The 10,739-nt window shown below is 60.8% G+C and carries 12 protein-coding genes and 1 tRNA gene; 5 read left to right on the top strand and 8 right to left on the bottom strand.

The features are described 5' to 3' along the window. The first annotated feature begins 90 nt into the window (after window positions 1-90). Entirely contained in the window at window positions 91-924 is an 834-nt protein-coding gene (gene rlmB, locus WBF74_RS02470) for a 23S rRNA (guanosine(2251)-2'-O)-methyltransferase RlmB (RefSeq protein WP_424434653.1), read from the top strand. Window positions 925-1,005: 81 nt separating this feature from the next. Further along, window positions 1,006-1,081: transfer RNA gene (locus WBF74_RS02465), tRNA-Thr, on the top strand. 17 nt (window positions 1,082-1,098) lie between these two features. Here WBF74_RS02465 and WBF74_RS02460 read toward each other — a convergent pair. Both WBF74_RS02460 and gntA read right to left on the bottom strand, forming a co-directional pair. Beyond that, window positions 1,099-1,683 (bottom strand): DUF1989 domain-containing protein, encoded by a 585-nt coding sequence (locus tag WBF74_RS02460; protein WP_424434659.1) that lies wholly within the window; start codon window positions 1,681-1,683, stop codon window positions 1,099-1,101. 2 nt (window positions 1,684-1,685) lie between these two features. Continuing rightward, window positions 1,686-2,360, bottom strand: a complete 675-nt coding sequence (gntA, locus tag WBF74_RS02455) for a guanitoxin biosynthesis heme-dependent pre-guanitoxin N-hydroxylase GntA (RefSeq protein ID WP_424434650.1) — start codon at window positions 2,358-2,360, stop codon at window positions 1,686-1,688. Between the two features lie 150 nt (window positions 2,361-2,510). On the opposite strand from gntA, the gene WBF74_RS02450 reads away from it, so the two are divergent. Both WBF74_RS02450 and WBF74_RS02445 read left to right on the top strand, forming a co-directional pair. After that, window positions 2,511-3,887, top strand: coding sequence for an aspartate aminotransferase family protein (locus WBF74_RS02450; protein WP_424434647.1), 1,377 nt, complete (start codon window positions 2,511-2,513; stop codon window positions 3,885-3,887). Next, window positions 3,884-5,242 carry a glutamine synthetase family protein gene (locus WBF74_RS02445; protein ID WP_424434644.1) on the top strand — a complete coding sequence of 453 codons (1,359 nt, stop codon included), beginning with the start codon at window positions 3,884-3,886 and terminating at the stop codon, window positions 5,240-5,242. Before WBF74_RS02450 ends, WBF74_RS02445 begins: the two co-directional genes overlap by 4 nt. Window positions 5,243-5,257: 15 nt before the next feature. Here WBF74_RS02445 and WBF74_RS02440 read toward each other — a convergent pair whose 3' ends face one another. The 4 genes from WBF74_RS02440 to WBF74_RS02425 all read right to left on the bottom strand — a co-directional run bounded on the left by WBF74_RS02440 (window position 5,258) and on the right by WBF74_RS02425 (window position 8,305). Beyond that, the gene (locus WBF74_RS02440; RefSeq protein ID WP_424434641.1) at window positions 5,258-5,701 is read right to left on the bottom strand and encodes a Rap1a/Tai family immunity protein; all 444 of its coding nucleotides are present in this window, start codon (window positions 5,699-5,701) and stop codon (window positions 5,258-5,260) included. Window positions 5,702-5,776: 75 nt separating this feature from the next. Then, window positions 5,777-6,655, bottom strand: coding sequence for an SDR family NAD(P)-dependent oxidoreductase (locus WBF74_RS02435; protein WP_424434638.1), 879 nt, complete (start codon window positions 6,653-6,655; stop codon window positions 5,777-5,779). Further along, a complete protein-coding gene (locus tag WBF74_RS02430; protein ID WP_424434635.1) occupies window positions 6,655-7,683 on the bottom strand; it encodes a hypothetical protein in 1,029 nt (342 codons plus the stop codon). Before WBF74_RS02430 ends, WBF74_RS02435 begins: the two co-directional genes overlap by 1 nt. 37 nt (window positions 7,684-7,720) lie before the next feature. Further along, window positions 7,721-8,305 carry a TetR/AcrR family transcriptional regulator gene (locus WBF74_RS02425; protein ID WP_424434632.1) on the bottom strand — a complete coding sequence of 195 codons (585 nt, stop codon included), beginning with the start codon at window positions 8,303-8,305 and terminating at the stop codon, window positions 7,721-7,723. A gap of 266 nt (window positions 8,306-8,571) precedes the next feature. Here WBF74_RS02425 and WBF74_RS02420 point away from each other — a divergent pair, with 266 nt between their 5' ends. Then, on the top strand, window positions 8,572-9,231 hold the full coding sequence (locus tag WBF74_RS02420; RefSeq protein ID WP_424434629.1) for a class I SAM-dependent methyltransferase: 660 nt from the start codon (window positions 8,572-8,574) through the stop codon (window positions 9,229-9,231). On the opposite strand, the gene WBF74_RS02415 is transcribed toward WBF74_RS02420, so the two are convergent. Together WBF74_RS02415 and WBF74_RS02410 are read right to left on the bottom strand one after the other, a co-directional pair. Beyond that, complete coding sequence (locus tag WBF74_RS02415) at window positions 9,210-9,917, bottom strand: helix-turn-helix domain-containing protein (RefSeq protein ID WP_424434626.1); 708 nt, start codon at window positions 9,915-9,917, stop codon at window positions 9,210-9,212. The genes WBF74_RS02420 and WBF74_RS02415 overlap by 22 nt on opposite strands. Before the next feature lie 34 nt (window positions 9,918-9,951). Then, window positions 9,952-10,728, bottom strand: coding sequence for a class II aldolase/adducin family protein (locus tag WBF74_RS02410; RefSeq protein ID WP_424434656.1), 777 nt, complete (start codon window positions 10,726-10,728; stop codon window positions 9,952-9,954). Window positions 10,729-10,739 lie beyond the last annotated feature (11 nt).

Below are 10,739 nucleotides of genomic sequence, written 5' to 3'. Positions count from 1 at the left end.
CCCGCAGCGTGCCTCAAGCCATGCCGCTGGCTAAGGCATACTGTTCGGGGGCGTTTGCAAGAGCCCGGATGGCACAATATAAGCGCCCCCATGAGCAGACGCAAGCAGCCCCGCCCGACGCCCCCCTCCGCCGCCCTGAGCGGCGGTGAACGTCACGCGTCCTGGCGCGGAAAGCACGGGCCAAAGCCCGCGCGCAGCGGCGCCCAGAGCGGCGGAGACGTCTATCTATATGGTTTTCATGCGGTTTTGGCCGCTTTGGCAAATCCCGAACGATCCCCGGAGCGCCTTCTCCTCACCCGCAACGCCGAGGCAGAACTTGTCCGGCAGGGCGTGAATCTGCCGATTTCCCCCGAAATCATCGATGCCGATACGCTGGGCGCCATGCTGCCGGCCGGTGCCGTCCATCAGGGAATCGCCCTGCGGGCCTCCGCCCTGCCCGATCTCGATGTTTTTGACGCCTGTGAGGGCGCGAAGCGCGTGGTCGTGCTGGATCAGGTAACAGATCCCCACAATTTCGGAGCGATTCTCCGTTCGGCGGCTGTTTTCGGGGCCGAGGCACTCGTCACCACCGAGCGAAACAGCCCTGCTCTGGGCGGCGTGCTCGCCAAGGCAGCCTCCGGCGGCCTCGAAAAGGTGAAAATCGCCCGGATCGCGAATCTCGTCCGCGCCATCGAGCAGCTCAAGGAACTCGGCTTCGAGGTCATCGGCCTTGACGGGGAAGGCGAAATGTCGCTCCCGGAGATGATGCTTTCCCCCCGCGTGGCGCTGGTTCTGGGCGCGGAAGGCGCGGGCCTGCGCCGCCTGACGCGGGAGCATTGCGACCTCCTCGCGCGCCTGCCCGCCGCCGGAGACATGAAAAGCCTCAACGTCTCGAACGCCGCAGCGGTCGCCCTATATGAACTCTTCCGTCGCCAGGGCAGCTGACCAGGGTAGCTAAACACACGGCTTTGCGCTGTCCGCCGTTGAAACCTGCCTACCCCTGGTGTAGTAGCTGTCGCCACGGTCGCCCTTGTAGCTCAGTTGGTAGAGCACCTGATTTGTAATCAGGGGGTCGCGGGTTCAAATCCTGCCGGGGGCACCATTTTCCCGCCGCTTCACTCAGCTTTCGATCTCGTAATGGATCGGCTTGAACGTCCCGCCATTCGACGCATAGGCGGAACATGCGGTTATCCCGATCACCACATCCATCAGCGCCTTGAGGCGAATGAAGTCGCCCGCCTTGCTGAGCGGCGGCAGAACGCGAAGGTGGCCACTTTCCCCCTCCACTTCCACATTCATAAAAATGTTGAAGGCACAGGGGATCTGGTCAGGCGTGATGCCATAAGGCGCTAGGGCTTCTGCGAGATTGCCCATGCAGCCGCGATGCACGGGGCTATTGGGGTAGAAATGCCGAAAGGTCGCCTCGCTGCAGGGCGTCAGCAGGAAATCATGGCGGCCAACCGAATCTTCGACGATCTCGAGCATCGGATTTGATCTGTTCGACCAGAGGCGGTGGCCAGTCGAAAGGCGGATCGTCTCCTCATAGTCGAAGCTGCGCCCGTTCGAAATCACCTCGCCTGTGTCATGCTCGGCGAAGGCAAGCAGATCGCTCACCTGCTCACCCAGTGGGTCGGTGACGCGCAATACCTGTCCGGCCTTGAGAATAAAGGCTGTGCCGCTTCGCGGCCTTATGACTTCAATCATCGTCACGCACGCGGGTCTTTGAAGGGACACTTCCACTCCGGCCCGACTTGCCTGCCGCTATATTGCCGCGCCTCGCTCGCCTCCCCATGCCGCGCCAGCATCGGATTGATGTCACCGGCAATCTCCTTGTCGCGGGTCAGGATTTTCTCCCGCATCTTCTCATAGCGTCCTTCTTCCCGCAGACGCTCGAACTGATCGTGAAGATTGAAAACCAGCGTCGGGTTCGGAAAGCGTCGCGCTGGACGGGAGGCATTCGGATGCAGGCCGACAACAAAAAACGCCTCTCCGCCAAAGCTCAGCGAAAAATGCGGATCGTTCGGATCGGCGCTGGTGCGGTGGTCATAGGGCTGGCCGAGCCAGTGATCCTTGTCCGCAAAGGACTGGATGCGCTCCCACATGGCCGCTTCAAACGCCTTTTCGCTGAGATCAAGCGGCCCGTCGAACACGACGGCAAGGCTCCGCAGGCCGGTCGGGTCTTTCTTGTATTCATGGGACCAGCGCAGCAACATTTCATGTATTCGCACATCGTCCCAGTTGCTTGTCAGGGAATGGCAGGCAATGACCTTGAGCGTCCCGCGCGCGAGAGCCGATTTCGCGCCCACACACGGGAAAGCGGGATCGGCAATGCGCTCGACAATCCCTCCTTCCAATTCCTCGGCATTCACGGAAACAGCCATCTCACCGCTCGTTACTCGGACTTTCATTTCTGGTTATTCGAACAATCGAGCTACCACCCGGTTCCGTGACAAGGTGTCACCGAGTTCCATGCGGCACCGCTCCTGCTATATTCGACCTCGTTTCGATATCTGAATGAAGGAGCCCGTCCCATGTCGATGCCACCCGGCATCCGCCAGCGCGCCGAAGCGCTGACAGCGTCTGAAAAGGCACGATTTGTCGAGCTGCATCCGCGCTCCCGGCAGATGGCAGCGGAGGCGGCTGCGCATTTTCCGGGCGGTGTGCCGCTTCACTGGATGCTCGATTGGGAAACACCCTTCCCGCTTTTCGTTCGTTCGGCGAAGGGCTCAACCGTCACGGATGTGGACGGGCACCACTATGCCGATTTCTGCCTTGGCGACACGGGCGCCATGTTCGGCCATTCGCCTGAGCCGGTGGCAAAGGCAATCGCGGCGCAGGCAGCGGGCGGCCTCACCGCCATGCTTCCTTCCGACCTCACCGCCCATGTCGGCAGGCTTCTCGCGAGCCATTTCGGCCTTCCCTTCTGGCAGATAACGGCAACGGCGAGCGACGCAAACCGCTCCGTGGTGCGCTGGGCGCGCGCGCTGACCGGCCGCAAGAAGGTTCTCGTCTTTGATGGCTGCTATCACGGGCAGGTGGAAGACGCCTTCGTGAAGCTCGAAGGCGGTGAGACACGCATGAAGCAGAGCCTTCTCGGTCAGGTCACGGACATTGCCGAGACAAGCGTTGCCGCACCCTTCAACGATCTCGAAGCTGTTGAAGCCCTGCTCGCCAAAGGTGACATCGCGCTCATTCTGACCGAACCCGCGCTCACCAACACCGCCATGGTGCTGCCAAAGGACGGGTTTATCGAAGGCCTCCTTGCTGCCGCGCATCGCCACGGAACACTCGTCTGCATCGACGAGACGCACACCATCTCGACCGGCCCCGGCGGCTTCATCCGCTCCCGGAATATAGAGCCGGATTTCTTTGTTCTCGGGAAACCGGTCGCGGGCGGTCTTGCCGCTGCCGTTTTCGGCTTCACAGCCGAAGTCGAAGCGCGCATGGCGCATATTCTCCAGACCAAGACACCCGGCTATTCCGGCATCGGCACTACGCTTTCTGGCAACATGCTGGCGCTCGCCGCCATGCGCGCCTGCCTTGAAGATGTGATGACGCCGGAGCACTACGTCCATATGACGACACTCGCCGAGAAGCTCGCTGCGGGGCTGCGTGATGCGGTGTCGCGTTACAATCTGCCGTGGTCGGTTACGCAGATCGGTGCACGCGCGGAGCTTGTCTTCTCCCCCCGCCCGCTTGAAAACGGCGCGGACGCCGCGGCTGCCATCGACCACACGGTCGAACGCGCGATCCATCTTTATCTGCTCAATCGGAATGTGCTCGTAACGCCTTTCCACAACATGACGCTTGTGGCACCCAGCACAAGTGAGGCAGATGTTGACAGGCTGGTGACACATTTCGGCGAGGCGCTTTCCGTTCTCTCCGGTGAGAGCGAGGCAGGCGCATGACGCGAGCGAATGAGACCGAAGCGGCAGACTATCTCGCCGCCCATCCCGAGACTGTGCAGATACAGGCTTTCCTGACAGACCCGTCAGGCGTTGCCCGTGGCAAGGTGCTGCGGCCAGAAGAACTCGCCACTGCCTATCGCGACGGGCGCCCGCTTCCCTGTTCGATCCTCTCGCTCGACATGCTGGGCGTGGATGTGCTGGAAACCGGCCTTGTCTGGGAAGAAGGTGACAGCGACCGCCCCTGTTTCCCCGTCGCAGGCACGATCACAGCAGCGCCCTGGCATGAGGTGCCGACAGCGCAGCTTCTCCTCACCTCTTATGAGCGCGACGGCTCGCCTTCCCCTGCCGATCCGCGCCACATGCTCGCCCGGAGCGTCGCAGCGCTTGAAAAGATGGGTCTGAAGCCCGTCGTCGCCATCGAGCTTGAGTTCTATCTGGTGGATCGCAAGGCTGCTGCCGATGGGCAAATCAAACCGCCCGCCGCGCCGAACGGCTACGCGCCTGCGCATCATCAGGCTTATCTCATGCAGGATCTGGAAGATTTCTCCGGCTTCCTGAATGATGTTTTTGATGGTGCGAAGAAGATGGGCCTGCCCGCGCGCACGCTCATTTCAGAATATTCACCCGGCCAGTTCGAGATCGTGCTGGAACATTGCAATGACGCCATGCGCGCTGCCGATGATGCCATTCTCTACAAGCGCCTTGTGAAAGGCGTGGCAGACCGCCACGGCTTCACCGCGACCTTCATGGCAAAGCCCTATGCGGAGCTTTCTGGCAGCGGCATGCATGTTCATGTCTCGCTCGCTGATGACACGAGCAGCAACCTGTTCGCAGGTGAAGGCGACCTCACCCCGCATCTGGCGCATGCCATTGGCGGCCTTGAGAAGACGATGGCAGAGAGCATGGCCTTCTTCGCGCCCAACGCAAATTCCTTCCGCCGCTTCCGGCCAAACTCCTACGCGCCGCTTGCACCTGCATGGGCGGTGGACAATCGCTCCGTTCCCCTCCGCGTAACGGCGGGTCGCGCAGAGACACGGCATCTGGAGCATCGTGTTTGCGGTGCGGATGCAAACCCCTATGTCGCACTCGCTGTCGTTCTCGCAGGCATAGCGGAAGGCATCGAAAAGCAGATTGCGCCGAGCACGCCCGTTACCGGCGACAGCTACAGCCAGCAGGAAGCGACATTGCCGATCAACTGGTGGAAGGCATTGGAGGTTGCGCGCCGCTCATCCTTCATTGACGAACGCCTGGGCGAATTCGCAAAACTCTTCCTCACCATCAAGGAAGCCGAATGCGACCGCTTCTTCGCGGAAATCAGCAACGTCGATATTGCCTGGTATCTGCGCAACGCGTGAGGCGCCGGCGCTGCCTCACTCTGCAGCGCCGTTCTTCTTCTGCAGATAGACGGGATCGCAGGGATAGTTTTCCTGCAGCGCCTTGATGGCGAGTTCTTCGGCCGGACGCCTTTCAAGATCGGGATTGCTGCCGGAGAAAGACACGATCTGCCGCGCGAAATCACGGAATGTGAGCTTCTTCGGCAGTTCAAAACAGGCCGTCTCGTCGCTCTTTGGACCAAGCCGCTCCGCACGGAAAGGCTCGCCCATGGTGAGGCTCTCTTCCTGCGTCTTCACGAGACTGACGAGAAAATTCTTGCAGACTTCTCCGCGGCTGCCGGGCGTCGGCCCTTCGTCGAGCAGCGTCTGACAGGCGGCGGCCAGATCACCGCCATTCCTCGCTTCCTGCGCCACGGCATTTCCTGCCGCGAGAGCGCCCGCCAGCGCGAGGCCGAGAGCAACAGAAGTGAACTTCTTCATAGCAATCTCCATGGGCGGAAAATCACCTGTCCTTGAGGTAAGGCGACAAAACCAGCCGTCAAGCAGGCTTTCGCACTAATTGGCGAAATTGAGGTCAGTCGGGCTTCGAAACTCGGCCCCCTGAAGTGCCTTGCTCTCTGCCGCCCGCTCAAAGGCCGCTTCAATGGCGTCAGCGCGCATCTTGAAGAAGGGTGCCATATCCGGGTGGGTAAAGACATAAATCTCGTTGGCGAGGATGGCTTCCACCACCCGCGCGCCCACACGGTCCGGATCGAGACCACTCATCACAAGCTGCTTCGTCATTTCTGCGCGTTCGGCATCCCTCGCGTCTAGCGCACTGCCATATTTCTCCTGCCGCGCCCGCTCGCTTTCATGGATGCGTGTCCGCACGAAACCAGGGCAGAGAACGGAAACGCCGATGCCTTCCGGTGCAAGCTGCTGCACCCAGCCTTCCGACATGCCGACAACCGCATATTTGGAAGCCGTGTAAGGCTCCATCCCCGGCGCAGAAATAAGCCCCGCCATCGAGGCCGTGTTCACATAGTGACCACCCTCTCCATGCGCGCGGATATAGGGCAGGAAAACCTCCATGCCGTGAATGACACCCATGACATTGACGGCAAATGTCCAGTCCCAGTCACTCCGCCGCACCGTGCCGATGGCACCGCCTGCGCCCACTCCGGCATTGTTGCAAACGACGTGAACCTTGCCGAAGGCATCAATCGTTGCGCGGGCGGCATCTTCCAGCGATGCGCGCTCGCTCACATCGCAGCGCACACCTTCCGCCTTGATCTGCCGCTCGCGAAGTTCGCGCACCGCCGCCTCAAGGTCTTGCTCATTGATATCGGCCAGCATGACATTCATGCCAGCCCCGCCAAAGGCACGCGCCATGGAAAGGCCGATGCCGCTTGCCCCGCCCGTTACAAAGGCGGTCTTTCCAGAAAGGTCTTTCATCACGCTGCCACCGTGTCCTCCATTGCGTCGAACTCGGCAAAAAGTTGTGCGCCGTTCGGCCTGTCTGAAAGACCTGCACGAATGGCCTCACGCGTCTGCTCGCGGGAGAAATCAGCCTGCGTCACCGAATGCCAATGCACCATGCCTTCCCAGATGGGGTCGATCATGTCCTTGCCCTTCACCGTGCCACCATCGACACTTTTGAAGGTGAAGCTGCGCATCTCCGAAATCGTCGTCTGCAGATAACCGACATGGATCGCCTCATCCGTGCGGATGCGCTCCACCATCAAGGCGGCATCCTCGCCCGCCTTCTGGTCCGGGAAGGCGACGGGATCGCGCATGATTTCGCAACAGAACGCGAAGAAGGCCTCCGCCCGCACCTCGATCATCAGCACATTCATGAGTAGAAGGATGAGTTGCTCAAAGCCTGCCGGAAGCTGCGGCATGAGGCGGCCCGTATCCGGGCGGCTGATGCTTTCCGGCACCTCCGGTATCGGATAGCGGTCGGCGCCAAACAGAAGATCGCGCGCCGCAAACCACATCGCATCATGCGCACCGACATCAGGCAGCGCGGGATCACCGCCCTCATCTGCCCCATGCGCATAAAGCAGACCCTTGTGGAGATGGCCTGTGCAGGTCTGCGAAATATCGTCAACGATGATCGACTGGAAGTCAGGCGCGTCGAGATCGCATAGAACCTTCCCCCGCGCTTCGATCACGCCTGTAATGGTAAGCGAGTTCCAGAGCGGCGTGCCGATGCCATGTGAAAGCAGAAACCGCTCCTGCCGGATATTCGGATAGTTGCCGCGCTTCAAAAGCTGCGTTGTCGCGTCGATCAGCGGCCAGCCCCTGTCCGTCAGCGCCTTCTGCCATGCATGAACAGCCGGCCAGCGATGGAGTACACGAGGCGAGACATAGGTGCCATCCGCAAGGAAGCCGCCATGCAGCTTGTAGCCCGCGCGTTCATGCGGTTGCGCATACTCATGCGACGCCATCAGCTCATCACGGGTGTAAGCGAGCTTCGTCATATTTCCCTCCTCCGCCAGCTTGCCGCTGACTCTCTTATTATTTTTTCAGTGCCCGAACAAAAAGCTCGGTCATGCCATCAATCATTTTCATCCGGTCGAGTCGGAGGCGATAACCATAGGCACCGCCCTGCTTGATCGCGCCAACGATGAGATAGCCCGCCATGCGCACATCAAGCTCTTCAGCCGCCTCGCCGCAGCGCTTCCATTTTTCAAGCAGTTCCGCCCAGACATCTGCCCAGCGATCCACCGGCATTTTCCGCCCGGTGTCACCCGTTGAAAGAACGCTGACATCGGTGAGGGCCGCGCTCAGCACGCCCGGATTGGCATCCGAATATTCAAACACCGCCACAAGCAGTTCGTGAATTTCTTCGCGCAGCGATCCGGCGGTGGCCGTGTAGCGCTTCACGAAATCATGAAGCTCATCGGCCGCTTCATCAGTGAAAGCCTGAAAGCAGTCGAGCTTGTCCTGAAAATGCAGATAGAACGTGCCGTGGCCGACACCCGCCGCCTTGGAAATATCCTGAGGGCGCGTGTCATGATAGCCGCGCTCCACAAAAAGCCTGCGCGCAGCATCCATCAGCTTGCGCCTGCTCTCCAGCTTGCGCTTCGCCCCGCCGCTCAAGCCTGCTCCCTCCCCCGCTTGCGCGGGCAGGTCTGCCGCTTCGTTTCCCTTTGTGTCCAGAACGTCCGCTTCAGCGGATTCTCGGTTTCTGGAACCCGTTTCCTCGATCTTCATGGGGGAAGCGTCCGCTTTGAGTGACAAAATGTCAATAAATCTGCACAAACTTTGCGGGTATTTTTGCAGCCTCGGACAGCAAAAGTCAGCGTTTCGTTCAAGACCTGCGCTGTGAGTGCCCCCAACCTGTGGAAAACCACAGGAGACTCTCCATGTCCGCTGACCGCGACTTTGTGCCCGCACTGGGCAAATCGGAATTCACCAACAGCTACGACAAGGTCATTGCCGTGATGACGCGGGAAAAGCGCTGGCGGCCCCGCGTGGCGCAGGCACTCGCCCTCTCGCCCGGTGAGACCGTAGTGGATATTGGTGCGGGCACAGGCTCACAGGCGATTCTCCTGAAAAGCCAGATGCCCGGCATTCGCATGATCGGCATTGATCCCGACCCGGATATTCTGGCCATTGCCCGCGCCAAGGCCAATGCTGCAAAGGTGGAGGTCGATTGGCATCAGGGCTTCGGAGATGTTGCCCATGAGGTGCTGGGCGAGAATCTTGCTGACGCTGTCGTCACCAGCCTCGTGCTGCATCAATGTCCGATGGACATGAAATCAGGCATCCTCGCCTCCGCCTTCCGCCTGTTGAAACCGGGCGGCCGCCTCGTCATCGGGGACTACGGCAAGCAGCGAACCTTCCTGATGCGGATGCTCTTCCGGCAGGTGCAGGCGGTAGATGGCTTTGAAATCACACAGCCCAATGCGGATGGCATATTGCCGGAACTGATCGCAGCGGCAGGCTTCATCGATGTGGAAGAGCGCCACGTCATTCCGACGCATACTGGCTCGATCAGCGTCTATTGCGCGAGCAAGCCCTGAGCAAGCGATCCCGCAGCAACGCGCGGCGTGACGCCAAACATGCGGCGCATGGTGCGTGCGAAATGCGCCTGATCGGCAAAGCCGCCTGCAAAGGCAGCATCCGCCAGGGGTGCGCCTGAGGCGAGCGCCCGAGAGGCGCGCGCGAGCTTCTGCCAGAGCAGCCATTGCGAAAGGGAGAGACCGAGTTCCGCCCGGGCAAGCTCTCTGAGGCGCGGCGCTGAAAGTCCCGCAACAAGCGCCGCCTCCCGCACGGCCCCCTGTCCGCCGGGCGCCACGCGCAAATGGGAAAGTGCCGTGAGAAGACGCGCATCGGAAGGCACCGTCTCTGCCGCCCCCAGCGAGAGGCGCAGCCGCGCGATCATCTCCGCTGGCTCCCCTTCCGGCGGTGCGAGAGGCAACGCCCTCATCTCCGGCCCGCAATGACGCCGCAGCGCGCGGCCAAGCGGTGCGTCGGCTTCGACATAAAGCACCACCACCTCGCCCCTTGCTTCCGCAAATTCATGGAGAAGCATGGGTGGCACCGCGATCACCCGCCCGCGCGTGATGCCGGTGTCGTTTCGCATGGCAATGTCATTCTCGACGCCAATGGCGATCTGAATGGCCGCATGGAAATGCGGCGAGTTCTCGTCAGCCGTGCCGCGATAGGCGGCCCAGCCATCACCAAACTCGAACCGGCCATCCCACATGGCGTGAGCCCTGCCGTGTTTCAGGGAACAAAAATCAGTCCCGATAAGACGGATCGATCCGGTCGAGCGTGCGCAGAAGCGCCGGCCAAGCAAGCTTGCCGATGCCATGCTTCTCATGGAACATCGCCTGCGACGCTGTCTTTTCCGGCACGCCCGGATTGGGCATGTTGAGCTTCACGCCGCCGGAAAGGGCACGCACTTGCATGGTACAGGCGCGCTCCAGGAAATAGAGACGCAGAAACGCATCTGCGCAGGTCGCCCCTGCCGTCAGCAGCCCGTGATTGCGCAGGATCATGCAATGCTTGTTGCCAAGGTCAGCAACAAGGCGCTCGCGCTCATCATGCTCCAGCGCAATACCCTCATAGTCATGATAGGCGAGATCTTCGAGCACGATCATCGCGGTTTGCGAGAGCGGCAGCAGACCATCCGCCTGCGCCGACACAGCCACACCATCATCCGAATGAGTATGGATCACTGCATTCGCATTCGGCACCGACATATGCACCGCGCTGTGAATGGTGAAGCCAGCCGGGTTCACCATATAGTCGGTCGGCATGACGATGTTGCCATCGAGATCGATCTTCACAAGGCTCGAAGCCGTGATCTCGTCAAAGCTCATGCCATAGGGGTTGATGAGAAAGTGATGCTCCGGCCCCGGCACGCGCGCAGAGATATGCGTGTAGATGAGATCGCTCCAGCCGTAATGGGCAACGAGGCGGTAAGTCGCCGCGAGATCGACACGCACCTGCCACTCTGCTTCCGTTACCTGTTCACGCACCGGAATGTCGTTGAAATTCTCCGCGACCGACATGGGCCCACCTT

The organism is Parvibaculum sp., assembly GCF_049672805.1.
In the GTDB taxonomy this organism is placed as follows: Bacteria; Pseudomonadota; Alphaproteobacteria; order Parvibaculales; family Parvibaculaceae; genus Parvibaculum.
Note: the sequence above shows the minus strand (reverse complement) of the source record. Positions and strands in the feature narration are given on the sequence as shown.